This is a genomic window from Martinezella lusitana (genome assembly GCF_010668395.1).
Taxonomy (GTDB): domain Bacteria; phylum Pseudomonadota; class Alphaproteobacteria; order Rhizobiales; family Rhizobiaceae; genus Rhizobium; species Rhizobium lusitanum_A.
In genome coordinates, this window is the sequence record NZ_WUEY01000025.1 from 33,848 (window position 1) to 59,853 (window position 26,006).

25 protein-coding genes and 1 pseudogene are annotated in these 26,006 nt (G+C 60.4%); 13 read left to right on the top strand and 13 right to left on the bottom strand.

Going from position 1 to position 26,006, the window contains the following annotated elements:
• The first annotated feature begins 99 nt into the window (after positions 1–99).
• The 7 genes from GR212_RS31465 to GR212_RS31495 all read left to right on the top strand — a co-directional run bounded on the left by GR212_RS31465 (position 100) and on the right by GR212_RS31495 (position 7,778).
• Positions 100–1,617: an aldehyde dehydrogenase (NADP(+)) gene (locus GR212_RS31465; protein WP_163992997.1), complete on the top strand. Its 1,518-nt coding sequence runs from the start codon at positions 100–102 to the stop codon at positions 1,615–1,617.
• A gap of 234 nt (positions 1,618–1,851) precedes the next feature.
• The gene (locus tag GR212_RS31470) at positions 1,852–2,658 is read left to right on the top strand and encodes a transporter substrate-binding domain-containing protein (protein WP_163992999.1); all 807 of its coding nucleotides are present in this window, start codon (positions 1,852–1,854) and stop codon (positions 2,656–2,658) included.
• A 70-nt stretch (positions 2,659–2,728) separates the two neighbouring features.
• On the top strand, positions 2,729–3,394 hold the full coding sequence (locus GR212_RS31475) for an amino acid ABC transporter permease (RefSeq protein WP_163993001.1): 666 nt from the start codon (positions 2,729–2,731) through the stop codon (positions 3,392–3,394).
• 12 nt (positions 3,395–3,406) lie between these two features.
• Positions 3,407–4,060: an amino acid ABC transporter permease gene (locus tag GR212_RS31480; RefSeq protein ID WP_163993003.1), complete on the top strand. Its 654-nt coding sequence runs from the start codon at positions 3,407–3,409 to the stop codon at positions 4,058–4,060.
• Entirely contained in the window at positions 4,053–4,775 is a 723-nt protein-coding gene (locus GR212_RS31485; protein WP_163993005.1) for an amino acid ABC transporter ATP-binding protein, read from the top strand. The genes GR212_RS31480 and GR212_RS31485 overlap by 8 nt, the downstream gene beginning before the upstream one ends.
• Positions 4,775–6,016 carry an NAD(P)/FAD-dependent oxidoreductase gene (locus GR212_RS31490; RefSeq protein ID WP_163993006.1) on the top strand — a complete coding sequence of 414 codons (1,242 nt, stop codon included), beginning with the start codon at positions 4,775–4,777 and terminating at the stop codon, positions 6,014–6,016. Before GR212_RS31485 ends, GR212_RS31490 begins: the two co-directional genes overlap by 1 nt.
• A 73-nt stretch (positions 6,017–6,089) precedes the next feature.
• Positions 6,090–7,778, top strand: a complete 1,689-nt coding sequence (locus tag GR212_RS31495) for a cis-3-hydroxy-L-proline dehydratase (RefSeq protein WP_163993008.1) — start codon at positions 6,090–6,092, stop codon at positions 7,776–7,778.
• 98 nt (positions 7,779–7,876) lie between these two features.
• Here the strand turns inward: GR212_RS31495 and GR212_RS31500 are convergent.
• A pseudogene (locus GR212_RS31500) lies at positions 7,877–8,288 on the bottom strand (proline racemase family protein); the annotation flags it as partial.
• A 154-nt stretch (positions 8,289–8,442) separates the two neighbouring features.
• On the opposite strand from GR212_RS31500, the gene GR212_RS31505 reads away from it, so the two are divergent.
• Positions 8,443–9,117 carry a GntR family transcriptional regulator gene (locus tag GR212_RS31505; RefSeq protein ID WP_163993010.1) on the top strand — a complete coding sequence of 225 codons (675 nt, stop codon included), beginning with the start codon at positions 8,443–8,445 and terminating at the stop codon, positions 9,115–9,117.
• Positions 9,118–9,159: 42 nt separating this feature from the next.
• On the opposite strand, the gene GR212_RS31510 is transcribed toward GR212_RS31505, so the two are convergent.
• From GR212_RS31510 to GR212_RS31530, 5 genes are all read right to left on the bottom strand, one after another.
• Positions 9,160–9,921 (bottom strand): SDR family NAD(P)-dependent oxidoreductase, encoded by a 762-nt coding sequence (locus GR212_RS31510; protein ID WP_163993012.1) that lies wholly within the window; start codon positions 9,919–9,921, stop codon positions 9,160–9,162.
• Between the two features lie 13 nt (positions 9,922–9,934).
• Entirely contained in the window at positions 9,935–10,747 is an 813-nt protein-coding gene (locus GR212_RS31515) for an ABC transporter permease (protein WP_163993014.1), read from the bottom strand.
• Positions 10,747–11,613 (bottom strand): ABC transporter permease, encoded by an 867-nt coding sequence (locus tag GR212_RS31520; RefSeq protein ID WP_163993016.1) that lies wholly within the window; start codon positions 11,611–11,613, stop codon positions 10,747–10,749. The genes GR212_RS31515 and GR212_RS31520 overlap by 1 nt, the downstream gene beginning before the upstream one ends.
• 84 nt (positions 11,614–11,697) lie before the next feature.
• On the bottom strand, positions 11,698–12,861 hold the full coding sequence (locus GR212_RS31525) for a polyamine ABC transporter substrate-binding protein (protein ID WP_163993018.1): 1,164 nt from the start codon (positions 12,859–12,861) through the stop codon (positions 11,698–11,700).
• A gap of 20 nt (positions 12,862–12,881) precedes the next feature.
• Entirely contained in the window at positions 12,882–13,973 is a 1,092-nt protein-coding gene (locus GR212_RS31530) for a polyamine ABC transporter ATP-binding protein (protein ID WP_163993019.1), read from the bottom strand.
• Positions 13,974–14,158: 185 nt separating this feature from the next.
• On the opposite strand from GR212_RS31530, the gene GR212_RS31535 reads away from it, so the two are divergent.
• Complete coding sequence (locus GR212_RS31535) at positions 14,159–14,971, top strand: helix-turn-helix domain-containing protein (RefSeq protein WP_163993021.1); 813 nt, start codon at positions 14,159–14,161, stop codon at positions 14,969–14,971.
• A 12-nt stretch (positions 14,972–14,983) separates the two neighbouring features.
• Here GR212_RS31535 and GR212_RS31540 read toward each other — a convergent pair whose 3' ends face one another.
• Positions 14,984–15,268: a hypothetical protein gene (locus GR212_RS31540; protein WP_163993023.1), complete on the bottom strand. Its 285-nt coding sequence runs from the start codon at positions 15,266–15,268 to the stop codon at positions 14,984–14,986.
• Entirely contained in the window at positions 15,268–16,062 is a 795-nt protein-coding gene (locus GR212_RS31545) for a DUF899 domain-containing protein (protein WP_163993025.1), read from the bottom strand. Before GR212_RS31545 ends, GR212_RS31540 begins: the two co-directional genes overlap by 1 nt.
• Positions 16,063–16,182: 120 nt before the next feature.
• Here GR212_RS31545 and GR212_RS31550 point away from each other — a divergent pair, with 120 nt between their 5' ends.
• From GR212_RS31550 to GR212_RS31565, 4 genes are all read left to right on the top strand, one after another.
• The gene (locus tag GR212_RS31550) at positions 16,183–17,403 is read left to right on the top strand and encodes a helix-turn-helix domain-containing protein (protein WP_163993027.1); all 1,221 of its coding nucleotides are present in this window, start codon (positions 16,183–16,185) and stop codon (positions 17,401–17,403) included.
• Between the two features lie 48 nt (positions 17,404–17,451).
• Entirely contained in the window at positions 17,452–18,084 is a 633-nt protein-coding gene (locus GR212_RS31555) for a Vgb family protein (protein WP_163993030.1), read from the top strand.
• 154 nt (positions 18,085–18,238) lie between these two features.
• Positions 18,239–18,832 carry a nucleotidyltransferase domain-containing protein gene (locus GR212_RS31560; RefSeq protein WP_163993032.1) on the top strand — a complete coding sequence of 198 codons (594 nt, stop codon included), beginning with the start codon at positions 18,239–18,241 and terminating at the stop codon, positions 18,830–18,832.
• A 223-nt stretch (positions 18,833–19,055) separates the two neighbouring features.
• On the top strand, positions 19,056–19,337 hold the full coding sequence (locus GR212_RS31565) for a hypothetical protein (protein ID WP_163993033.1): 282 nt from the start codon (positions 19,056–19,058) through the stop codon (positions 19,335–19,337).
• A 73-nt stretch (positions 19,338–19,410) separates the two neighbouring features.
• Here the strand turns inward: GR212_RS31565 and GR212_RS31570 are convergent, their stop codons facing one another.
• The 5 genes from GR212_RS31570 to GR212_RS31590 form a co-directional block, all read right to left on the bottom strand.
• Positions 19,411–20,649, bottom strand: a complete 1,239-nt coding sequence (locus GR212_RS31570; RefSeq protein ID WP_163993035.1) for a saccharopine dehydrogenase family protein — start codon at positions 20,647–20,649, stop codon at positions 19,411–19,413.
• Positions 20,650–20,685: 36 nt separating this feature from the next.
• A complete protein-coding gene (gene nspC / locus GR212_RS31575) occupies positions 20,686–21,783 on the bottom strand; it encodes a carboxynorspermidine decarboxylase (RefSeq protein WP_163993037.1) in 1,098 nt (365 codons plus the stop codon).
• A 1,020-nt stretch (positions 21,784–22,803) separates the two neighbouring features.
• Positions 22,804–23,688, bottom strand: coding sequence for an alpha/beta fold hydrolase (locus tag GR212_RS31580; protein WP_163993040.1), 885 nt, complete (start codon positions 23,686–23,688; stop codon positions 22,804–22,806).
• A 146-nt stretch (positions 23,689–23,834) separates the two neighbouring features.
• On the bottom strand, positions 23,835–24,629 hold the full coding sequence (locus tag GR212_RS31585) for an SDR family NAD(P)-dependent oxidoreductase (RefSeq protein WP_163993042.1): 795 nt from the start codon (positions 24,627–24,629) through the stop codon (positions 23,835–23,837).
• A gap of 497 nt (positions 24,630–25,126) precedes the next feature.
• Positions 25,127–25,918 (bottom strand): AraC family transcriptional regulator, encoded by a 792-nt coding sequence (locus GR212_RS31590; protein WP_163993044.1) that lies wholly within the window; start codon positions 25,916–25,918, stop codon positions 25,127–25,129.
• Positions 25,919–26,006 lie beyond the last annotated feature (88 nt).

Here is a 26,006-nt window from a genome sequence, read left to right on the forward strand (position 1 = left end):
GGTGCGAAAATTGTAAATACAAAAAGTATACAAAAAATCGACACGCATAAAGCAACGCTACCACGCATTTCAGCGCATCGGCAAGGGAAAGGGAAGATCATGGATTTCACGCCTCACGGAAAACATCTGATTGCAGGTGAATGGCTTGAGGGCGAGGGGCATTTTCCCTCCGTGCCGGCGCATGGCCGGCCGCATGATTTTTCCATCGGCACGGTGGAGCTGGTTGCCCGTGCCTGCGAGGCGGCGGAAGACGCTTTCTGGAGCTATGGCTATTCGACACGCGGCACGCGCGCAGCCTTCCTGCATGTCATCGCGGAGGAGATCGAGGCGCGGGGCGCAACCATTACCATGATCGGCAGCCAGGAAACCGGCCTGCCGGAAGCGCGCCTAGAAGGTGAGCGCGGCCGAACGGTCGGCCAGTTGCGTCTGTTTGCCGATCATATCGAAAAGGGCGACTATCTCGATCGGCGCTTCGATGCGGCTTTGCCGGATCGCAAGCCGGCGCCGCGCCCGGACATCCGACTGCTTCAGCGGCCCATCGGTCCGGTCGCGGTCTTTGGTGCGTCCAATTTTCCGCTCGCCTTCTCGACGGCAGGCGGCGACACGGCAGCGGCCCTTGCGTCCGGTTGCCCGGTCGTGGTCAAGGGACACTCCGCCCATCCCGGTACCGGCGAAATTGTAGCGGAGGCGATCGATGCTGCCATCCGCAAGACGGGCATGCATCCCGGGGTCTTCTCGCTGATCCAGGGCGGCAGCCGCGAGGTCGGCCACGCTCTCGTACAGCATCCGATGATCAAGGCAGTCGGCTTCACCGGTTCGCTTGCGGGCGGTCGTGCATTGTTCGATCTTTGCGCCGCGCGGCCGGAGCCTATTCCATTTTTCGGCGAGCTTGGTTCGGTGAACCCGATGTTCGTGCTTCCGCACGCCATGCACGCGCGCGCGGAAGCCATGGGGCAGGGCTGGGCAGGGTCGCTGGCGATGGGCGCCGGTCAGTTCTGCACCAATCCCGGCATCGCGGTGGTATTGGATGGCGCCGATGCCGACCGCTTCGTAAAGGCGACAGTCGAGACGCTTGCCGGAATGGCGCCGCAAACCATGCTGACCGACGGGATTGCCAGAGCTTATCGCGCCGGCCAGCAGCGCTTGGCGTCCCGCGACGGGATCAGGCCTCTCCTCGTCACCGAGCAATCCGGGCGCAGCGCCGCCCCCAACCTGTTCGAAACGACGGCAGCGGCCTTCCTTGCAGATCATCTGCTGGGAGAGGAAGTGTTCGGTCCGCTTGGGCTTGTGGTGCGTGTCGGCTCACTCGATGAAATGGAAAGGCTAGCCCGTGGCTTCGCCGGTCAGTTGACCGTGACCCTGCATATGGATGGAGACGATATCGCCGCGGCGCGCCGTCTTCTGGCGGTGCTGGAGCGCAAGGCCGGGCGCGTGTTGGTCAATGGCTTCCCGACCGGCGTCGAGGTGGTGGATTCCATGGTTCACGGCGGCCCTTATCCGGCATCGACGAATTTTGGCGCGACCAGCGTCGGCACCTTGTCGATCCGGCGTTTCCTGCGCCCGGTATCCTATCAGAACATGCCGGCCGGGCTGCTTTCCGGCGACCTTGCGGACTGATCGTCTCTTCTGAACGACATCGCTATCGCGCGCGAACATCGCCGGCGACCGGTTGGCGATGGGGCGGGTGTTGCCTCTTTACCGGCGCGAAGAGGCAAACCGTTGCTCGCAGGCGTTTGGTGCGATGAAATTCTTTTTGTATACTATATGTATTTTCAGTTTGATTTACGTCGGCAAAAAGCGTTTATTGGCCGCGGCCGCAAATGGCCGACCAAACTGGGAGAACAAATTCTAATGAAAAATATGGTCATCGCATTTGGCCTTCTGGCCGCCGCTTCGGTCATCTCGCCGGCCAAGGCCGACAAGCTGGACGACATTATCTCTTCGGGAACGCTGCGTTGCGCCGTCGTGCTGGACTTCCCGCCCATGGGCTCGCGCGACGAGAACAACAATCCGATTGGTTTCGACGTCGACTATTGCAACGATCTTGCCAAGGCGCTCGGCGTCACCGCCGAAATCGTCGAAACGCCGTTTCCCGAGCGCATTCCGGCCCTGATGTCCGGCCGCGTGGACGTGGGCGTTGCATCGACCTCGGATACGCTGGAACGTGCCAAGACCGTGGGCATGACCATTCCCTATTTCGCCTTCGAAATGGCCGTCACCTCCAACGACAAATCGGGCATCAAGTCCTTCGACAATATGAAGGGCAAGACCGTCGGCGCGACCGCCGGCACCTTTGAGGCGATCGCACTCGAAAAGCAGGTCAAGGAGTGGGGCACCGGAGAGTTCCGTCCCTATCAGACGCAGGCCGACGTGTTCCTGGCGCTGAGCCAGGGCCAGCTCGATGCGACCGTTTCCACCTCGACCGTTGCCCAGGCGACCGTCAAGTCCGGAAAGTTCCCCGGCGTCTCCGTCGTCGGCAAGGCGCCGTTCCAGACGGACTATGTCGCGCTTTTCACCAACCGCGAAGAATACGGCCTCATCAATTATCTCAACCTGTTCATCAATCAGCAGGTCCGCACGGGCCGCTATGCCGAACTCTATGAAAAGTGGGTCGGCGGTGCCCTGCCGGCACTGACGGTAAACGGCGTCTATCGCTAGTCGGATCGCTCTCAACGACGGCGTGGCCATGATGGCCGCGCCGTTTGACCTTTCCGAAAGGTGGACGTTCATGTTCAGCTACACCTTCCACTGGAACCAGGCCTTCAAGGTATTGCCGCAGCTGCTCGATGGCGCGGTCGTAACCCTGCAGATCGCGATCCTGTCCATGGCGGTCGGACTTGCCTTTGCCATCGCGCTTACGCTCTTCAGGCTTTCCGGTAGCCGCCTGCTTTCCGGTATCGCCTCGATCTGGGTGGAGGTCGCCCGCAACACGCCGGCCCTTTTCCAGATCTACATGGCACATTTCGGGCTCGGCAATTTCGGGATCCACCTCAGCCCCTATACGGCGCTGCTGGCCGGCATCGCCTTCAACAATGCCGGATATCTCGCTGAAAACTTCCGTGGCGCCCTCAAGGCGATCCCCGATACGCAGACGCGCGCCGGCCGCTCTCTGGGAATGACCTCGCTTCAAGCCTTTCGGCTGATCGTCATGCCGCAGATGCTTCGTATCGCCTTCCTGCCCGTCACCAACCAGATGGTCTGGGCGATCCTGATGACCTCGCTCGGCGTCACCGTCGGCATGAGCACCGACCTTGCCGGCGTCACGCAGGAATTGAACGCGCGTTCGTTCCGAACCTTCGAGTTTTTCGCGCTGGCCGCCGTGATCTATTACCTGATCGCCAAGCTCGTCACGCTTGCTGCCCGGCTCGCCGCCTGGCGCATGTTCCGCTATTGAAAGAGGTGAGAGATGTTCGATACTGCCCTCACCTGGAATGACCTCCTCTTCCTTGCCAAAGGGGCCTGGATGACGCTCGTGGTCACCGGGGTATCCGTTGCGACCGGCACGATCCTCGGGGTTGTCTTCGGGGTGATCCGCGTCCAGGCTGGTTCCATCTGGTCGGCGCCGCTGACCTTCATACTCGATGTGTTTCGGTCCGTACCGCTGCTCATTCAGCTGGTTCTCGGCAATGCGCTGCAGGCCATACTGAAGCTCGGCTGGGCACCGTTCACCACGTCCTGCGTGGTGTTGTCGCTTTATACGGCTGCTTACTGCACCGAGATCGTGCGTGGCGGCATCGCCGCCGTACCGCCCAATACCCGCCGCGCCGCCCGCTCGCTCGGCATGAGCTGGCGGCAGGACATGTGCTATATCGTGGCGCCGCTCGCAACGCGCGTGGCGCTTCCTTCGTGGATCGGTCTTTCGCTCGGAGTCATGAAGGATTCCGCCCTGGTCCTGTGGCTGGGATTGATCGAACTCCTGCGCGCCTCGCAGGTTCTCGTCACCCGCCTGCACGAGCCGCTGCTGATCCTGACGATCTGCGGCGTGATCTACTTCATCATCAGCTTCCCGATCGCCCGCCTCGGCGGTTATCTCGAAAAACGGTGGTCCCCCAATGATTGAGATCGAAAATGTCCGCAAGTCCTTCGGCCCGCTCGAAGTGCTGAAGGGGATCAACCTCACCGTCAACAAGGGCGAGGTGGTCACCATCATAGGCGGGTCGGGATCCGGCAAGTCGACACTTCTGACCTGCATCAACGGTCTTGAACCCATCGATTCCGGGCGGATCCGCATCGACGGGACGGAGGTGCACGCCAAATCGACGGATCTCAACAAGTTGCGCCGCAAGGTCGGCATCGTTTTCCAGCAATGGAATGCGTTCCCGCATCTGACCGTGCTCGAAAACGTCATGCTTGCGCCGCGCAAGGTGCTCGGCCTCGGTCGGCAGCAGGCCGAGGAAATGGCGGTCAAGCAACTCACCCATGTCGGACTTGCCGAAAAACTCTCGGTCTATCCGGCGCGCATGTCGGGCGGCCAGCAGCAACGCATGGCGATTGCAAGGGCGCTTGCCATGTCGCCGGAATACATGTTGTTTGATGAGGTGACGTCGGCGCTCGATCCCATGCTTGTCGGCGAGGTGCTTGATACGCTGAAGATGCTGGCGGAGGAGGGAATGACCATGATCTGCGTGACGCATGAAATGGCGTTCGCCCGCGATGTCTCGGATCGCGTCGCCTATTTCCATCAGGGCGTGATGGCCGAAATCGGCAAGCCGGAACAGATCTTCGGGGCGCCGCAACATCCCGAAACGCAGAAATTTCTTTCGAGCGTACGTTGATGACGAGACAGGACGTTATTGTCATCGGAGCTGGCGTCGTCGGCCTTTCCGCCGCGATCGCGGCTCAGTCGCGCGGCCTCGCCGTCGTCGTCGTCGATCGCGAGGGACCGGCTGCCGGCGCCTCCGCCGGCAATGCCGGTGCCTTCGCCTTCACGGACATCCTGCCGCTTGCCTCTCCCGGTATCCTCAAGAAGGCACCGAAATGGCTGCTCGATCCGCTTGGGCCGCTGTCGGTGCCGCCGGCCTATGCGCTACAGATCGCGCCCTGGATGTTTCGGTTCTGGCGGGCCTGCCAGCCGTCGCGCGTTGCCCATTCCACGGCAGCCCAGACAAGCCTGATGGATCTTTCCAAGGCGGAGCTGGAACCTTTCCTTGCCGCGACGGAGACCCTCTCCATGCTTCGCAAGGAGGGCAATCTTCAGGTCTATGAAAGCGAGGCGGAATTCCGGGCATCGCTGCCCGGCTGGGATGTGCGCCGCAACCACGGCATCGAATTCCAGCATCTGAAGGCCGGCGAGATGGCGGCGATCCAGCCGGGTTTGGCATCGCGCTTCGTGCTCGGCACCTTCACGCCCGGCTGGTATTCCATCGCTGATCCCAAGCTGTATACGCTGGCGCTGGCTGAACATTTCCGCAGCCGGGGCGGCGTCATCGAGAGGGCGGAGATTTCCGCTCTTCGCGCCGTCAGCGGCGGGGTCGAGATGATGGCGACCGATGGAAAGCTGCGTCAGGCGGGCAAGATCGTCCTGGCGGCCGGCGCCTTCTCCCATCGTATCGCCAGGACGCTCGGCGAACGCATTCCGCTTGAAACCGAACGCGGCTACAATACCACGCTTCCGGCCGATGCCTTCGACCTGCGCACGCAGATAACCTTCGGTGGCCATGGCTTTGTCGTCAGCAAGCTCTCGACCGGTATCCGTGTCGGTGGGGCGGTGGAGCTTGGCGGGTTGGCGCTGCCACCGAACTTTCGTCGGTCCGAGGCCATGTTGCAGAAGGCACGCGCCTTCCTGACCGGTCTCAAGCCGGATGGAGGAAAGCAATGGATGGGCTTTCGGCCGTCATTGCCTGACAGCCTGCCTGCCATCGGCCGCGCCAGGACCACGCCGGACGTAATCTATGCCTTCGGTCATGGCCACCTCGGTTTGACCCAGTCCGCAGGGACGGCGCGTCTCGTCGCCGACCTTCTGACGGGGCGGATGCCGCCGATCGATCTCTCGCCATTCTCGCCGCAACGCTTCTGACAGAAACGGATACCGCCATGCACGCTTTTCGGCATCGGCGATCATGACCCTCTGGCATATGGATGATAGTCACATGAACGACACGGCATTTGCGCGCAGCATCATGAGCGGCACGGCAGAGGGCCGGGTCGTTGCAACGCGGGAAGCGTTGAGCTTCTGGGGCGGGGTCGATCCCGCCACGGCCAAGGTCATCGATATCCATCATCCTCTGCACGGCGAATGTCTTACCGGCGCGGTGCTGATGATGCCGTCGAGCCGAGGCTCCTGCACCGGTTCCGGCGTGCTGCTTGATCTCGCGCTGACCGGTCGTGCGCCGGCTGCCTTGGTCTTTTGTGAAGATGAGGATGTGCTGACGCTCGGCGCCCTCGTTGCTGCGGAGATGTTCGGCCGGCAGTTGCCGGTGGTGCGTCTGCGTCCGGACGTCTTTGCCAGGCTGTCACAGGCAAAGACCCTTCGGATCGAGGCGACAGCCATCGTCGCGGACGGACAGACGACGCCTCTTCTCCCGCCCGCCACCTCGGCGCTTTTGCTGACGGCGGCGGACCGGTCCATGCTGGAGGGCGGCGAAGGCGTTGCGGTTGCCCAGGCCATGCGGATATTGACCGCGATGGCGGCACAGCAAGGTGCCACTTCCCTGATCGATGTGACGCAGGGCCATATTGACGGGTGCATCTATGCAAGCCCCGCCAATCTGACCTTTGCGGAAAAGATGGCCGAGCTCGGCGGCCGTGTGCGCATGCCGACCACGATGAACGCAATTTCCGTCGATCGCGCCAACTGGCGATCCCAGGGCGTCCCGGAAGCCTTCGGCGATCCGGCTGCACGACTGGCGGACGCCTATGTGCGCATGGGCTGCCGACCGACCTTTACCTGCTCGCCGTATCTGCTGGAGCGCGCACCGGGCGCCGGAGAGGCGATCGGCTGGTCCGAGTCCAACGCCGTCATTTTCGCCAACAGCGTGCTTGGCGCGCGCACCGCAAAGCATCCCGATTTCCTCGACCTCTGTATCGCGTTGACGGGCCGGGCACCGCTTTCAGGCGTCTATCTGGATGAAAACCGCAGAGCGACCCGCGTCCTCGATGTGGAACTGCCCGAAGCTCGCAACGATGCCTTCTGGCCGCTCATCGGCTATCTCGCCGGAAAGGCTTCGCCGGATCGCATTCCTTTGCTGCGGGGTCTTGCCGCCGGCAAGCCCTCGCGGGACGACCTGAAGGCGCTCTGCGCCGCCTTCGGCACGACGTCTGCGGCTCCCATGCTGCATGTCGAGGGTGTAACGCCGGAGGCGGCCGATGCCGAGCATCCCAACGCGGATCGTCACGTTATTACGCGCGCGGACATGGCTGCCGCTTGGGAGATGCTGAACGAAGGACCGGAGGAGGTCGAACTTGTTGCCATCGGCAGCCCGCACGCCTCGCATGCGGAATGTCGTGCGCTTGCCGATGCGTTTGCGGGCCGGCGCCGCCTGCCGGGAGTGATGGTCATCGTGACGGCGGGACGCGACGTCATTGCCGCTGCCGAGGCGGATGATACGCTGGCACGGCTGCGCGACAGCGGGGTGCAGGTCCTGCCCGATCTTTGCTGGTGTTCGATTTCGGAGCCGGTCTTTCCGCCCGGAACGCGCGCGGTCATGACGAATTCAGGCAAGTATGCGCATTATGGACCAGGTCTCAGCGGCCGTGTCGTGCGCTTCGGCAGTCTCGCTGATTGCGTGGAGGCGGCTATCGCGGGACGTGTTCCGGCAGGCCTGCCGAAATGGCTCTAATGGATATGTGCGTCGGGAGCTGATCCGACGCTTGAAGCCGGGATTGCCAGGGACGGAATTCCCGTGAATGCCGTCCTCCGCGGCAGGTTGGCTTTCCTCTAGAGATCCATGGGCCAAGTGTCGGAGAGCCTGTATCCGGCCGGGAAAGGATCATCGGGATCGACCATGAGCTGGTGCGTGCCGACGATCCATGCGCGGCCTGATATGATCGGGCTGATCGCGGCCGTGCCGTCGAGATCGACGGCGCCGTCGATGCTGCAATGGAATTCCGTGTCGATGAGCGATGTCCCGACGAACCGGTCGCCGACCTTCATCTGACCCTTTGCATGCAGAACGGCCATGCGCGCCGAGCAGCCGGTGCCGGTCGGCGAGCGGTCGATCTTGCCGGGACGAATGGCGACGGCGTTCTTTCCCCAGAGAACGAACGTCCTTCATCTGGACCGGATCGGTGATCTGGCAGAAGGAGATGTGGTTTCAGTCGTTGACGGGGTGGCGAAAGCCGAGGGCATCGAGCAGGGCCGAGACGATTGCGATGGCCGCGCTTCCTTTCGCCCAACAGCCGAGATGCGCGCTTGCGCGGCGGAAGGAGATCACGATATTGAGGAGACGTCGCGGCCTTGAAACCGCCGGTCGCCTTCCGCCATTTCCAGGGAATAATGATTGAATGCCTCTCAACGTCGATGAGATACCCAATCTGGGAAAGGCGCCGAGCACCTCGGATGTCATCCTGAAGTTCATCCGGGATTCCATCGCCGACGGCTCCCTCGACGAAGGGGAACCGATCCGTCAGGACGACGTCGCCCGTCTTTTCAACGTCAGCAAGATCCCGGTGCGCGAGGCGCTGAAGCGTCTTGAGGCCGAGGGGCTGGTCGAATTCCACCGCAACAGAGGCGCGATCGTCACCAGCGTTTCGGAACCGGAGATCGCGCAGATCTTCGAAGTGCGCGCCATCCTGGAATCGAATGCGCTGCGGCTTTCAATTCCCTTCATGACGGACAGGACCTTCGGGAAGGCGCAGGCCTATTGCGATGAGTTTGCAAGGGAGGATGATGTCGCGCGCTGGTCGGAGCTCAACTGGCAATTTCACAGCTGCCTCTATGAGGACGCGCAGAGACCCTATCTAGTCAGCACGATCCGCTCGGTCAACGACCGGCTCGAGCGCTATTTGCGGGTACAGCTCACTCTGTCGCACGGCAAGGAGACGGCCGATCGCGAGCATCGCGAATTGCTGGCGATCTGCAGGACCGGCGATGTGGAACAGGCGGCCGCGTTCCTGACGGACCACATCATGCAGGCGTGCCGCTCGCTGCTGCACCATCTTCCCGCCAGGCGACGCTGACGGGAAGGGCGGGGAGTATCCCGCCTCCAGCCATGCCTGAGCCTAGACGACCGTTTCGCCACCATCGACGACAAGGATCTGTCCCGTCATGTAGGAGGAACGATCGGAAACGAGGAACAGGATCGGTTCTGCGATTTCCGAAACGTCGGCCCATCGTCCGAGCGGCACCTTATCGGCGATATAGCTTTCAATCGCGCTGCGTCCGCCCATCTGTGCGATGAACGGTGCATTGAACGGCGTGTCGACCCAGCCGGGGCAAAGCGCGTTGACGCGGATGCCGAAGCGCGCATAGTCGCCCGCCATCTGCTTGGTCATGGCGATGACAGCGTGCTTGGACGTTGTGTAGGCGATCATCTCGCGGTCGTAGAGTACGCCCGAAGAAGACGAGGTGTTGAGAATGACGCCCTTGCCCGCCTGTTTCATGATCGGCATCACGAGCCGCGAAGCCATGAAATGCGCGCGGACATTCAGGTTCCAGGATGTGTCGAAGCCTGCGACTGCGACGTCTTCCAGATTGCCTGCAACCTGCGAGCCCGCATGATTGTGCAGGATGTCGATCCGGCCATGACGCGCCGCAACCGCGGCTATTCCCGCTTCAAGCGCCAGATCATCCATGACGTCGACAACAAGGCTCTCGGCACTGTTGCCGGCCGCGGCAATCTGGCTCACGGTCTCCTCGGCATTTGCCAGGTCGATGTCGGCGACGACCACATGCGCGCCTTCACGCGCCATGATGAGCGCGCCGGCGCGGCCGATACCGGAGCCGGCTCCGGTGACGATTGCGACGCGATCCTTGAGTATCATGAAATTTCCCCGGTCAGTTTGTCGTTGTCTTTTCGCGCATCAGGAAGCGCGCGATGAAAATGAGGGCGAGCGAGGCAATCAGCACCATCGTCGCGATCGCATTGATTTCCGGCGTCACGCCGCGGCGGATGGAGGCGAAGACATAGATCGGCAGCGTCGTGTTCGAGCCGGCAACGAAGAAAGCGATGATGAAGTCGTCGAAGGAAAAGGTGAAGGCGAGCAGGAATCCAGCGAGGATCGACGGCATGATCTGTGGCAGGACGATCTGACGGAAGGTGGTCAGCGGCGTGGCATAGAGATCGCTGGAGGCCTCGACGATATCGCGCCCGAGGCTGGCAATGCGCGCCTTCACGATCATCGTCACCAGTGCCATGGTGAAAAGGCCGTGCGCCGCGATGATCGAGCCATAGCCGAGTGCGAATTTCGGCGGCTGGTCGCCCGGCCAGACGGCAGCGATCAACGGATTGATGACGCCGAAGACCTCGACCAGCGCCACCAGCGTCGCAATGCCGATGACGACGCCGGGAACGACGATCGCCGCGGCAAAGAGCCCGTCGAAAACAGCGCGGGTGCGGGAACCGAGCCGTTCCAGGCCGATTGCCGCCATCGTGCCGAAGATCGCCGCCAGCGCCGCACTGGTAGACGCGATGATGAGGCTGTTCTGCAGCGCTTCCATCAGGAAGGTGTTTGACAGCGCACGGCCGTACCATTGCGTCGAGAAGCCGGTAAACTCGCTCGCATTGCGGCCGGCATTGAAGGAGAACAGCACGACGAGCGCGATCGGCGTATAGAGGAACAGATAGACGAAGGTGACGAGCGCGCGCATCAGACGAGATCCACCTGGCGAGTGCCCGCAACGCGCCAGGCGATGCGCATGGCGACAAGCAATACGATGACGACAACGGCAACCAGGGTCACGGCGATTGCCGATCCGAACGGCCAGTTGCGCGACTGCAGGAAGAGATCGACAAGCGCGTTGCCGATGAAGAACACCTTGCCGCCGCCGAGCAGCTGCGGGATGAGATATTCGCCCAACAGCAGGATCGTCACCAGCGCCACGCCGGTCATCACACCCGGCAATGACAGCGGCAGCGTAATGCCGAAGAAGGTCGAGATGGGCTTGGCGCCGAGATCGGCGGATGCCTCGAGCAGCCGGCGGTCGAGCTTTTCGAGGCTGACATAGATCGGCATGATCATCAGCGGCAGATAGCCGTAGACGATGCCGAGCAGCACCGCGCCCGGCGTGTTGATGAGCCTGACGTTTTCGATGCCGAAGAATTCGAGGAGGTGCGGAATGCCGCGTGCGCCGAGCAGGTACATCCAGGCATAGGTTCGCACGAGGAGGCTGGTCCAGAAGGGAACGACGACAAGCGAAACGAGCAGCAGGCGACGTTGCGGACTTGCCTTGACGGCCAGATAATAGGCGACCGGATAGGCGACGAGCAGGCAGGCGGCCGCGCCGATCGGCGCGAGGATCAGCGTATTGACGAAGGCTGTCGCCCGTGCGCCGAGATTGGCGAATTGCTCAAAGGTGAACGCGGCCTGATAGCCGCCTTCCGGAGCACGCTCGCCAAAGGCGAAGACGATGATGGCGATGAAGGGGAGCACCAGGAAGACGAAAAGCCAGAGACTTGCCGGACCGACGAGGGCAGCGGTGACAAGGCGCCGTTTGGTGGCAGGGTTAAGGGGCATCGAGAGTTCTTTATCCGCCGATTCGGAAAGCAAGGCCGGTCCCGTGCTGCCAACGCAGCAGGGACCGGAGTTGGGTAGAGGCGATCAGGCCGATTTGAAGCGCGCCATCAGTTCGGCGCGGCTCGGATCGGTGAGCGTTACGGCGGCGCCGAATTCCAGCGGCGTCAGCGAGGCTTCATCCGGATAGACGATCTTGTTCGACGTAATCTCCTTCGGCAGCAGCGCGATGACGCGGCTGTCGGTGGTCGGCGCGCCGTTGGCGATGTGCTCCTTCACCGCATTCTTCGGGTCCATGAGATAGTTGAGCAGGGCATAACCGGCGGGCTTGTTCGGCGCATCCTTCGGGATCGCATAATAGTCGGTCCAGATCTCGCCGCCGTCCTTGCCGAGCACATAGGCAAGTTCGGGCATGTCGCGGTTGAGCTGTGCGCCGTCATTGGTCCAGCACATGGTCAGCCAGGCATCCGTCGAACGCATCGATGGCTGGTAGTCGGAATTGATGGCGAAGAGATGCGGCTTGACCTTGATCAGCAGTTCTTCGGCCTTGGCAAGCTCTTCCGGCTTGATCGAGTTGAAATCATAGCCGAGAGAAACGAGAGCGCTGCCGATGGTGGTCAGCTGATAGTCATGCACCATGGCGCGGCCATCGGCTTCCGTCTGGGCGATTTCGAAGAAGTCCTTCCAGCTTGAAAGCTTCGTCTTGATCTTCGAGGTGTTGACGGAAAAGCCCGTCGTGCCCCAATTCTTCGGCACGGCATACGTCTTTCCGTCGATCTGCCCTTCCTTGGTGAAACGCGGGCTTTCGGTTGCCTGGCTGAAGTTCGGGATCTTCGAAAGATCGAGCTCCTCGATCAGACCAAGCTTGTGATAGGTCGAAATCGTGTAGTTCGTCGGTACGTACAGAGACCAGCCGGACGCGCCTGCCTGCAGTTTCGCGAGCATTTCCTCGTTCGAACCGAAGACGTTGACCTCGACGGCGACGCCGGTCGCGGCCTTGAAGTTCTCGAAAGTTGCGGGATCGTGATAGTTCGGCCAGGTGGCGATCGACATCTGCGTGCCGAGTTCGCCCGCGGCATAGGCGGGGGTCGAAAGCGCGCCCGGGAAACGTGACAGGACCGCCGTCGCAAGACCGAGGCCGGTCACGCCCAGGAAGTGACGACGGCTGACGGAGCCGCGCTTCAGGCGCATGAATTCATCCATGAAGCCTTCGGCGGAGATGGGGAGATTGTCCTTATAATCCTTGCTCATGATGCTGTTCCCTTTTTGGTTTATGCATTCGATGCTGGAAAGACATGTAAGGCTGTGGGGTCGAAACCGAGGAAAACCTGTTCGCCCGGCCCAACGAGATCGCTTTCGTTCATGCTGCGGCGATCCGAAGTGATGAGGAAATCGCCCAGTCCGGGGACGGTCACCGCATATTCCGCGGATGACCCCAGGAAGATGCGATGCGTGACCGTGCCTTTGAGAGACAAGCCCGAGGTCGCCATCTCGCGGCTCAGATGGATTGCCTCCGGCCGCAGCGCGGCAATCGCTGCCCCCGGCGCTAGGCGCTTGCCGGCCGAAATCGCCGAGCCGTCGGCAAGGCGAAGCGTTTCGCCGTCTGCCTCCATCGTCGCCTCTATGCGGTTCGTCTTGCCGACGAAATCGGCGACGAAGAGGTCGGCGGGGCGGTCGTAGACTTCCTGCGGCGTTCCGAGCTGGCGGATGCGGCCCGCGCTCATGACGCAGACGATATCGGCCATCGACAGCGCTTCCTCCTGGTCATGGGTGACGAGAACGAAGGTGATGCCAAGCTCGCGCTGCAGCGTTTGCAACTCGATCTGCATGGCCGAGCGCAGTTTCTTGTCGAGTGCGGCGAGCGGCTCATCGAGCAGGAGCACGGAGGGACGATTGACGATGGCACGCGCCAGCGCGACGCGCTGCTGCTGGCCGCCGGACATTTCGTGGATGCGGCGCTTGGCGAAACCACCGAGGCGAACCATATCGAGCGCTTCGGCGACCCGCCGGTCGATCTCGGAGGCTTTGACCCTGGGGCGCATCTGTTTCAGCCCGTAGGCGACATTCTGCTCGACGTTGAAATGTGGAAACAGCGCGTAGTGCTGGAACACCATGTTGACCGGACGCCGGTAGGCCGGGACACCGTTCATCTCGCGCCCATCGATCAGCACCGTGCCTTCGCTCGGCTGCTCGAAGCCGCCGATCATGCGCAGGCACGTCGTCTTCCCGCAGCCGGAAGGCCCGAGAAGCGCCAGGAATGCGCCCTTGGGCACATTGAGGTTGATGTCCGTTACGGCGGTCACGGCGCCATAGGCCTTCGTGACCGAACGGAATTCGATATCGTTCGTTGAAGCGGATGCCACGTCTGTTCCCTGCGGTTGGTCGGCAGTCTTTCCCTGCCTTATTGCCACCGTCGTTAAGGAAAGAGTAAGCCTGAGCTTCTTGCGAGGTATATACCCCGAAAGAGGTATTTTCGTGCAGAATGCTTCATGGAAGGTGTATATAGGGCTGCGCTTGTTGGCGCGGGGCGGCAGAGGGGATCCGTCATATGAGCACCGACCTTGAAGGGCTGTTTACCGCCCTCAACGCCACGATCGGCAAATCGGCGATGGCGGATGCCGAGTTCGGAGAGACCTTTCGCCAGATGATGGCGGCGCTGGTGCGGTTCGACTACGTGGTCGTCTTCGCCTATCGCGGCAAGGAGAGGCCGATCGACCTCTACAGTACCTTCGACCGCGACGAGCATATCGTCTTCGTCACGCTCTATCAGGCCGGTCCCTATCTGCTCGATCCCTTCTACCACACGGCGCGCGGCCGCCGCGAGGGCGTACTCAGGATGCGGGAACTGGCGCCGGATCGGTTCTTCTCCAGCGAGTACTACCGGACTTATTACGTTCAGACGGGACTTGCCGAGGAAATCGGCTTCTTTGTCAATGCTGACGATGACATCACCATCGTCCTGTCGTTGATGCGGCGCGAGGAGACCGGTGTATTCCCGCCTGCGGAATTCATGACGCTGAAGAAGGTCGAGCCGCTCGTTGCAACCATGGTCAGGCACTATTGGTCCGGCCTTGCTTCGCGCTTCGATGCGCAATTGGCTGATGGCAGCAGGGCGAGGCGCAAGCCGGGTCAGAGCGAAACCGTCCCGCCAGCCGAAGCCGTCTGGCGGGATCTCAATCTGACGAGCCGGGAGACTTCCATCGTCGAGCTCGTCCTGCAGGGGCATTCGTCGGAATCGATCGGACTGAAGCTCAATATCTCTACGGGTACGGTGAAGGTCCATCGGCGCAACGTCTATCGCAAGCTCGGCATTTCCTCACAGACCCAGCTGCTTTCATTGTACCTCAAGAACCTCGCATAGCGTTGCCGAGATCTAGCCTTGGATGCAGGCACCGCGTCCTTCCCTCGAGAGAAGCCTAAGCCACGGTCCACAGTGAAAGAGGCTCATGAGCAGATACATCGGCACCATTCCGCCAAGCATCGAGCCGTCATGCGCCGAGCAGATCATGTCGCCGTCCGCGCCATAGGCCGACAGCGCCATCATGAGGGCGAAGCTCGGCGCGGCTGCCAGAGACAGCCAGCGGCCGGCAATGGCGGGCAGGGCAGGGACGGCGGAATGTCCGCCGGCCCTTTCCCCGATTTCAGATGAACGGGACATCAGTTTGCTCCATAGCGGTCATGGTGCCGCCACCACACGCCGGTCTCGTTGCGGCCGAACGGCGCCCGGTCGAGCCACTGATACATGCCCCACAGACCGTCGAGCCCGCGGGCATAGGACGAATAGGTGTGGTAGATGTCGCCATCCTCTATCGCGAAGGCGCTGACGCCGGGCCGGTCGCGCGTGTAGGTCGCAACGTCGGTGCCGGTCATCGATGCGATCTGCGCAACCGGGCCTTCGCTGCCGCGCAGCTCCCATTGCTGCACCGTCTTGCCTGCCAGTTCAGGCATCGGCGGCTCACGGCGGTAATTGTATTCGATGCCGCCATCGCGCTGCTCCTCCGGCGTGAACCAGACATTGAAGTCATGGTTGAAATCGCTGTTGGCCGAGGAGGCCCAGTCGAACGTCCAGCCCATGCGCTGCTTGAATTCCTTCAGTTTCATGAGGGGTGCCCGTGAGACTGCGGAGAAGGCGACATCGTGATTTTCAAGGTGGACCGCGACGCCGTTGAAGCCGTCGGCGATCGATGAGCAGGATGGGCAACCGGCGGTATAGTCCGGCCCGAACATGAAGTGATAGACGAGAAGCTGTGAGCGCCCCTTGAAGAGCGCCGAGAGCGGGACCATGCCCTTGTCCGTGTCCAGCCGATAGTCCTTCTCCACCTTCACCCAAGGCAGGTCCTGGCGCCGCGCGGCAATCTCGTCGCTGTGCCGCGTCAGTTCCTTTTCCTGCTCCAGCAGGGAAAGCCGTGCCGAAAGCCATTCATTGCGTGTTCCTGTTCTATGCATCGTCATGGTTCAAATCCTCTTAACCGTCAGGTCTGTTCTTGTCGGCGCTGCGTCTTGCCTGCCGATGTGCGATAACTTACGGCTGGAGGCCGCAGGGGTGGGAGTTACAAGTGTGACGGGATTTCGATGGACTCGCTGATCGTCGCGGCTGCGCAGGCGCTTGCCGCCGGCGATGCGTTGGGCGCGCTGAAGCGCGTGGCGCTGCGCGACGACGCGCCGGCGCTGGCGATCCGCGGCATCGCCATGGCGCAGCTCGGCGATCTCGTCCGCGCCAAGATGTTGTTGAAGAGTGCCGCGCGCGCCTTTGGTCCGCGCGAGGCTGTTGCCCGCGCCCGCTGCGTGGTGGCAGAGGCGGAAATCGCCCTTGTCTCGCGCGACCTCGGCTGGCCGGAAAAGGCGCTGGAGACGGCGCGCGTGGCCCTTGAAAGACATGGCGACCGCATCAATGCCGCTCACGCCCGCAATCTGCAGATACGCCGCCTGCTGCTCGTCGGCCATCTGGACGCGGCTGAACGGGTATTGGCGAAGCTCGATCCATCGCCACTGCCGCCGGCCGCAAGGGCAAGCCATGAACTGGCCATTGCCGGCATCGCCATCCGCCGCCTGCGCATCGAGCCGGCCCGCGCCGCCTTTAAGCGGGCAGCGGAAGCGGCCGGGAAGGCCGGGATTCCTGCACTTGCCATCGAGGTGCGCGATGCGGCGCGCGTTCTCGATGCGCCGGCCGCGCGGCTGCTGGCGCAGGGCAGCGAAAGGCTGCTGTCGCTCGACGAGGTCGAGGCGCTGCTGTCTTCCGGGGCATTGGTCGTCGATGCCTGTCGCAATGTCGTGCGTAGCGGCGGTGACGTCGTATCGCTTGCAAGTCGTCCGGTGCTTTTCGCCCTGGCGCGCGTACTGGCGGAGACGGCTCCCGCCGACGCACCGCGTGCGCTGCTGCTTTCCCGCGCGTTCCGGGCGCGCCACGCCGACGAATCCCATAGGGCGCGGCTCAGGGTCGAGGTTGGAAGACTTCGTGCGGCACTGGAACCGCTTGCCGGCATCAGCGCAACGGCGCGCGGTTTTGCGTTGATGCCGCACGGGAGCCGTGACGTCGTGGTGCTGGCGCCGCCTGTCGAGGTCGAGAATGCCTGGCTGCTCGCCCTGCTCGCGGATGGAGAGTCCTGGTCGAGTTCGGCATTGTCGATCGCGCTGTCGACAAGCCCGCGCACGGTACAGCGCGCGCTCGACGCGCTTGCGGCCGACGGGAGGGTGCAAAGTGTCGGCAATGGCCGGGCTCGACGCTGGATGATGCCGCCGGTCGTTGGCTTCCCGACAACATTGTTACTCCCCGGACCGCTGCCGAGCGACTAAGCTTTCACATCTTTGAAACTCAACCGATCCTGACCGGAGGATGGATGCATGAAAAAATCCCAAGCGGAAATCATTCGCGAATACGGCCCCTTCGAAAATGCGCCCCGCGTGAACGGCGTCACCTTCGACGGGCAGCATGTCTGGTTCGCCTCGGGCGAAAAGCTGCATGCCCTGAATCCGGAGAGCGGCGCGCAGGTGCGCACCATCGATGTCGCCTCCCATGCCGGCACGGCTTTCGACGGGCGCTATCTCTATCAGATCGCCGAGGACCGGATTCACAAGCTCGATCCCGAGACAGGCCAGATACTTGCAACCATTCCCGCGCCGGGAAACGGTGGGGATTCGGGCCTTGCCTGGAGTGACGGCAGCCTGTGGGTAGGGCAACATCGCGGCCGCAAGATCTACGAGATCGACCCTGAGACCGGCGCTATCCGGCGCGCCATCGAATCCAACCGCATCGTCACCGGCGTGACCTGGGTCGATGGCGAGTTGTGGCACGGCACCTGGGAAGGCGATGAAAGCGACGTCCGCCGCATCGACCCGGTGACGGGGGAGGTGCTGGAACGGCTGGAAATGCCGGAGGGCACCGGCGTCTCCGGCCTCGAATCCGACGGCAAGAACCGTTTCTACGCCGGTGGCGGCGGCAGCGGCAAATTGCGCGCCATCCGCCGGCCACGTTGACCGGTTACGACGCGAAGTCTCGCGCCTGAGTCCGCTGAATTGGCTTCCGGCGCAGGCTGTCGGGAATTTGTCGCATGGACGGAAGGAATTCGTTTCATGGGACCGGCCGACAGTCTAAGGGGAAGAAACGTTACACCACTAGGCGACTGGCCAAATGAAACCTCTTCCTGATGAGGCCTGGAATGCGTGGCATCCGGCCGATCTGATGCAACGTCTCGGCGCGGACATTCACTGGTACGTCGTCGGTGGCTGGGCTCTGGACCTTTGGCATGGCAGGCAGACCCGGAATCACAAGGATCTTGAATTTGCCGTACTGCCTGAGGATGTCGACCGGGCCCGCGCGCTGCTAGGGGAACTGGCATTTTTCTCCGTCGTCGATGGTCATATCGAACATCTTCCATCATCGGTGCCGCCGCCTGCACACGTCACACAGCTTTGGGGCGCCGATCCGAAAGAGGGGTGTTGGCGCGTCGACATGATGCCGGAACGCGGCACCCCTGCGACCTGGGTGTACAAACGCGACCCGACGCTCAAGCTCCCTCGCAATGATATCATCCGCAAAACCGCCGAAGGTCTCCCCTATCTCGGGCCTGCTGCAGTGCTTCTTTTCAAGGCCAGGCACCGCCGGGAAAAGGACGACCAGGATTTCGATCTGGCCTTGCCCAGACTTTCGGCATCGGAAAGAGCTGACTTACGGAAGTGGCTCGAAAGGCTCCACCCGGATCATGACTGGATGGCACGGCTTTAGACGCGCCAAGCACAGGCGAAATTTCGTGGCAGCCGACGTCGTCACATGATGCGGGGCGGTTCAGCCGCCCTGCCATGCATCTCCGACATGGAAGCCATGCCTTGCCGCTCCGGCCATTGATAGCCATATCTGGCTTACCAACCGCATTTCAATCATTTCCGAATTTGCAAGCTGCGCCGATCCGACCGATGTCGTGGATATCCGTGCGCGCGAAGGAGAGGTCATGAGTGGCATTACCAAGAGTCTTGACGAGATGAACCGGCAGGAGCGCGCCGACCTTATGGCGGCGGTCGCGGATGTCCTGCAAGCCGCGGCCGAGGAGGCGGAGGAGGACGGGGATGCGCTCGCCGTCACGAACTCCCTCTTTCTGGCATGCAATCTTCGCGGCTGTTCGTCCGATCTCGGCCCGAGCGATCTGAAAGCCGCCGAACTGCTGCTGGAGCAGGGCATCACGTTCATTCATCTGCTGAACGGGCGAAGGAAGAGCCGCGCCCTCGTCCACTAGCGGCTGCGACTCATCCAGGATTGGGCCCCAAACAAGGGGCCCAATCCTGTGCGCTTGACACAATCGGCCTGCGTCAGAAATGGAGCGGCCGTTCTCCCTGCTCGTCGCGGATATAGGTCGGCAGACCGATCCGGTTGAGAATGTTGAGGAAGGGCTTCGGCGACAGTTCCTCGACATTGGCCATCTTCTTCACGTCCCACTCGCCGCTGGCTACAAGCATGGCGGCTGCAACAGGCGGCACGCCGGCGGTGTAGGAAATGCCCTGGCTGCCCACTTCGTCGTAGGCTTGCCTGTGGTCGGCGACGTTGTAGATGAAGACGGTGCGTTCCTTGCCGTCCTTCAGGCCCTTCACGAAATCGCCGATGCAGGTCTTGCCTTCATATTGCGGCGCAAGCGATGCCGGGTCCGGCAGGCACGCCTTGACCACCTTGAGCGGCACGACATCGAGGCCTTCCGCGGTTCTGATCGGCTGTTCGGACAGAAGCCCGATGCCCTTCAGGACGGTGAAGACGTTGATGTAGTGATCGGAAAAGCCCATCCAGAAGCGCACGTCGGCGCCATCCATGTTCTTCGCCAGCGAATGAACTTCGTCATGGCCGCAAAGATAGGCCTTGCGCTTGCCGACGACAGGCAGATCGTATTCCTGGCCGATCTCGAACATCTTGTTCACCTGCCACTGCCTGTTCTGCCAGGAATAGACGACACCGGTGAATTCGCGGAAATTGATCTCCGGATCGAAGTTCGTGGCGAAATACTTGCCGTGGCTGCCGGCATTGATGTCGACGATGTCGACATCCGTCACCGTGTCGAGATAGTCGTCCTTGGCAAGCCGGGCATAGGCATTCACCACGCCCGGATCGAAGCCGGCGCCGAGAATGGCGGTGACGCCCTTGTCGGCGCATTCCGATGCCCGTTGCCACTCGTAGTTTCCATACCACGGCGGCGTCTCGCAGATCTTGCCGGGCTCTTCGTGGATGGCGGTATCGATATAGGCGACACCGGTGTCCATGCAGGCACGCAGCACGGACATGTTGAGGAAGGCGGTTCCGACATTGATGACGATTTCGGCGGCGGTCTTGCGGATCAGCTCCTTGGTTGCTTCGATGTCGAGCGCGTTCAGCGCGTGGGCTTCAAGGACGCCCGGCTGCTTCATCGCCTTTTTGTCACGAACGCTTTCGATGATCGCGTCACATTTTGCTTTGGTGCGCGAGGCGATGTGGATGTTTCCTAAGACATCGTTGTTCTGGGCGCACTTGTGCGCCACCACCTGGGCGACGCCCCCGCCGCCGATGATGAGGATATTCTTCTTCATGATATCGGATATCTCCTTCTATCCCTTCGATAAGCCTCAGGAGAGGCTCTGCTCATAGTCCGCGTAGGTGAATTCGCGAACCGTTCGGATGGTGCCATCAAGCTCCTTGACGGCGATCGCCGGCATCTTCACGCCGTTGAACCAGTTCTTTTTGACCATGGTATAGCCCGCTGTATCCTGAAAGGAAATGCGGTCGCCGACTTTCAGCTCTTGCTGAAAATCGAACTCGCCGAAGATATCGCCGGCCAGGCACGATTTCCCGCAGACCATGTAGCGATGCGGTCCAGTATTCGGCCGGACCTTGGCGTTTTCGCGGTAGATCAGCAGGTCGAGCATGTGGGCCTCGATCGAGCTGTCGACGACGGCGAGATGCTTGCCGTTGTAGAGCGTGTCGAGCACCGTGGTCTCCAGCGTCGTCGATCTGGTGATCGAGGCCTCGCCGGGTTCCAGGTAGACCTGCACGCCATAGTGCTGCGAAAAGGCTTTCAGCCGCTCCGCAAAGGCATCGACCGGATAATCCTCGCCGGTAAAATGGATGCCGCCGCCAAGGCTCACCCATTCGGCTTTTTTCAACAGTGCGCCGAACCTCTGCTCGATTTCGCCGAGCATGCGATCGAACAGGCCGAAATCCGAATTCTCGCAGTTATTATGGATCATGAAGCCGCTGATCGTGTCCATGATCCGTTCGACCTTTGCGACATCCCATTCGCCAAGCCGGGAAAAGGGGCGGGCTGGATCGGCAAGGTCGAAGCTCGATGAACTGATTTGCGGATTGAGGCGTAGGCCGCGGACAACTCCGGACGCCTTTTCAGCAAAACGTTCGAGCTGGCTGATGGAATTGAAGATGATCTTGTCGGCATGAGTGATCACCTCATCGATCTCGTAATCGGCGTAGGCGACCGAATAGGCATGGGTTTCCTTGCCGAAGCGCTGATGGCCGAGGCGTACCTCGTTGAGCGACGACGAGGTCGTGCCGTCCATATAATCGCGCATCAGGTCGAAAACGGCCCAGGTGGCGAAGCATTTCAACGCCAGCAGCGCCTTCGCACCCGACCGTTCCCGGACATAGGCAATCTTCTCCATATTCTCCAGGAGCTTTGCCTTGTCGATCAGGTAGTAGGGTGTCTGGAGCATTTCTGGCTATCTTCTCGTTGTTGCGGTCGACGGGGTATTGCCGCAGTTGAGCATAATGTTCAAGGCTCCGGGCAAGAGGTTGACGCCGGCCCGCAGGTTTCCTGGGGAGAGTTTTGGTCGGAATGAGCTTCCGGGTCAGTCGTAGAGCACGGGTGGGGTGGATTGGCGGTGGTGACCGACGAAGGCATGGCTTGCCCACTATCTCGGCTTTGCCGGAGACTGGCCGTCGCTTGAAGGTCATGCCCGGCGCTAACGGGAGGGCTTGTCGTCTCTACCTGAAAATCGATTTTTAGATGGGTGGAGAGTCGCGAATTGCTCTTATCGTCGGGCGCGCTGCCTTTGGTCTTCCTATGGAGGCAATAGCAGGCGAACCGAAGACGAACGGCTATGTATGACGAGGATAGTTTTATTTACTCAACTTCATGTCGTAACCTGTATTCATTTTTGTTCTCTTTAGAATATGCCAGTTTCGTTATGTATAAATTATAGTAAACTATGTATTAATTGTAATTTACGGCATGTCGAGGTAGAGGATCATTAATACATGTCAGCATATTGTGGCTCGTCTGCATGATGCAGCGATAAAATTAGAGAGCTATGATATGCTTGATTTGCCCAAGGTAATGCAACTATTACTATTTGCAGCCATCATATTTCTATTCTTCCGCTGGGTGGTCGAGGATATGAATAGGTAGCCGTTTTCAGCGGCCAAGGTCGCGGCACCGCGACGATTTTCTTTGCAGCTCCCACTCCCTGACCTGCCTGGTCCTGATCAATGTGCGTCGCAAATCGCTGTTTCGTCATATCCAGCCCGACGACCGCGAACCTGATGTTTCGTTTTCAGGATCCGCGCCAAGGGAGAATTACGATCGACGGCCACAACCTATCGTCCGCTCCGGTTCATCTGATCCGGAAAATTGTCCGATTAACTGCGGGTGGTCCGTTTGCCCGCTCAAGCATTCCAGAAAAGCTCGAGCGGGTAAGATGTCGCGCAAGCTCGGCCGAGAACTGGACATGTATCTAGGCGATTATCTCCAGGCAGCCGCTGAGAAACCGAGCGACGACATCATGAAATCTCTGCGGTTCTTCGGAAAACACGAAGTGTCCCGATTTCTCAAATTCAACCAGCTCGCTGTTCGGCAGTAGTTTATTCATCGCGTGACTGGCGCGTGGAGGGCAGACCCAGTCATGGGCGCCCACAAGAACGAGGGCAGGCACCGAAATCTCCTTCAACGCTTCCCGAAGATCGTAGCTCGGGGCGATCACGCTCATAAAATGGCGCATCATTTCTATGTCGGGCGTGGTCGCGGCCAGCAGCCGTTCAACAAGGCCCATATTTCCAGGAGCCGCATAGTATGGTCCGACGAACCTAAAGAACTCATCGATTGTTTCCGCTGTGATTTGCCCGGAGAAGACCTTACCAGCAACCTCCAGAGCGTCGGCGGACGCGCGGGCTGCGAGTGATGGGGTTGGAACACCAGGCTCGTCCTGAATCGGGGCAACCGTCGGCGAGCTCCCAGCAAGTATCAGCCCACCAAGTAACGACGGATGCCGTAGCGCCACGTGCAGCGCCACGAAGCCGCCCGCGGAATGTCCGAATACGACAGGTTTGTGCAAGCCCAGCAGCGAAGAGAGAGCTGCAATGTCATCCGCCATTTGTTCAAGTGTTGCGGTTTCAAGCGGCGGGCGAGCCGACCGACCTTGGCCTCGCAGATCGACGTATACGACTTGAGCAATTTCCCTCAGTTGGCCTACGCCGTCTCTTAGGTACCCGTGATCGAAACCAAGTCCACCATGAAGAGCGATGATCGTTGGGACTTCCGACAGATGACCATCCGCTCCCTTTCTCAGCGCGCTCCCTTCCGTATCAAAGTAAAGTTCGGTGCCGTTCACAGCTACGTACAAGATTCAGTCTCCTTTACGGCGAAATGCGGGGATCTGAATAGTTGCGGGGTCGGATAGAATGCAGCTTTCAAAAGCAAACTGATGGGTTTCAAATGTAATGCCCTCCTCATGGCCCGCTTGTTTGAGGCCGACACACGATCAAGACATTACCTGCCCCAAGAGGCCAGTCTTTCGCCATATGCGCCGATCGCCCATGCGAGTGACGATTTCCCCCACAGGACGCGGAGCGGGGGACATTCGGAATCGACGAGGGCTAGCATGTCTTTAGCAGTCGTGGAGGGATCATCCACATCTTCGGGGAGTATTGAGGCAAGGAGGTTTGCGCGCGCAGTGTCGTAGACCGGCAACGAATCTGCAAGCCGCAGGGAATTAGCGGAAGTGAATTCGGTTGCGTACGGGCCTGGTTCCACAAGCGTGACCTTGACGCCAAACCCTTCGATTTCTTTCGACAGAGCCTCCATTATTCCTTCTAGCGCCCATTTCGAAGCATTATAGAGCCCGATAGTCGGCTGACCAATTAGTCCCGAGACACTCGACACACTGATGACATGACCGGCTCCCTGTTCACGTAGTAAGGGAAGTGCCGCTTGCGTCACCCAAAGAGAGCCGAAGAAATTTGTATCCATCTGCGTGCGCGCATCGTTTTCGGTTACTTCCTCGATGGCGCCCATCAGGCCGAATCCTGCGTTGTTGATGACCACATCAACCCGACCGAAGTTCGCGCGGGCTTTCGCCATGGCACTGAAAACGTCTTTTCGATTTGTCACGTCCAGTGCTAGCGGCTGGATCGCCTCACCATATCTCTGCTTGAGAGGTAGAAGACTTTTCGTGTCGCGGACCGCCGCCGCTACCTTGTCGCCCCGGGCGAGAGCCGCTTCAGCCCATATCCGGCCGAAGCCTCGCGACGCCCCGGTGATGAACCAGACTTTAGTCTCGGCCATAAGAATCTCCTGTGAGTTGTGCGGCCAAGATTTGGCCGAGACAAATTTCGGGAGAATGTCCGAAATAGAAACTGAATTACAATTGAAGTATCACGCGGGCCAGGAGAATGGTGTCTGTTGAAGCGATGCATTTTGGCAGCGCTCCCGCACTATTATGAGATATCGACACCGTCGAAACGGTGTGCATCAATCGAGCACGCGGGATAGATGGCCAACACGAGTATCGACGACGCAATCACTCTCATGAAAAAGGCTTCGGCGCCTCAGAAACGACCAGCGCCGAACGTTGTTTGCGGCAATGCCATTAAACCCCTCCCGAACCTTCACATGAGCTCATCTGAGAGTTGATCCGCCGTAGCCCGTTGTTCATATGGATTATTGCCAAAGGAATGTCACCAGGAATGACGTTAAAAATGAAATGAAATCGAGCTTATATCATTGATTTATATTGATAAACTGCCCGTCGTCGCCAAGTTTGAATCGAAGCTGCTTGCGTCTCAGGACAGGCGCGTTTCATTATAATATCTTGCTGGTGGTTTTCCTAAAGCCTTCTTGAACATGGTGATAAACGCACTCACCGACTCGTAGCCCAGCTCTTCAGAAAGGGCTTGAATGCTCTTACCTGCATAAAGACCCTTCAGCGCCAATATTACCTGAAGCTGCTGACGCCAGCGGCCGAACGACATACCTGTTTCGTCGAGTATCATTCTGGTTAGGGTCCTTTCGCTGACCGCCAAGTGTGCGGCCCATTCCCTGGCGGTCCGTCGATCCGCGGGATTGCTCACCAGTTCATCCGCAATCGTCCGCAATTTGCGTTCCTCGGAAACCGGAAAGTACAGAAGCTCGATCTTCATGTTGCTCAGTTCCTCAAGTAAGAGGGCAACAAGACGGTCCGTCGAGCTTCCGACCTCATAGGCTTGCGAACAGGTTGAAAGCCGTAAGATCAGTTCTCTGAGCAGCGGAGTGATTGAAAGCGTGCAGCATTCCGAAGGCAAAGTGATCGCATCTGGTTCCACACATAAAAGACAAAGGTCGGTATTTGCACTGGCTTTCATACTGTGAGGAGTGCCCCCCGGAATCCAAACACCGTGCTGGGGCGGCACCATCCAAAGGCCTTTTGGAACTTCACAGATGACGCTGCCACGCAGGGCGACGACGAGTTGGCCCTTTCGATGATGGTGCATTGACGGATCGCGATCTTCCTCAGCTACGTGAGCACGCAAGGCGATGGCAGGTTGGACAATGCTGTCGAGATCGTTGTTGGCTCGCAAGAAAGCTAGGACCGACATTCCATTTGACCTAAAATAGTGATTTTTTTGTCAGAATGACTAAATTCATCGGAGAGCGCAATGGTTAAGGTAGAGGCGGGGACTTCAA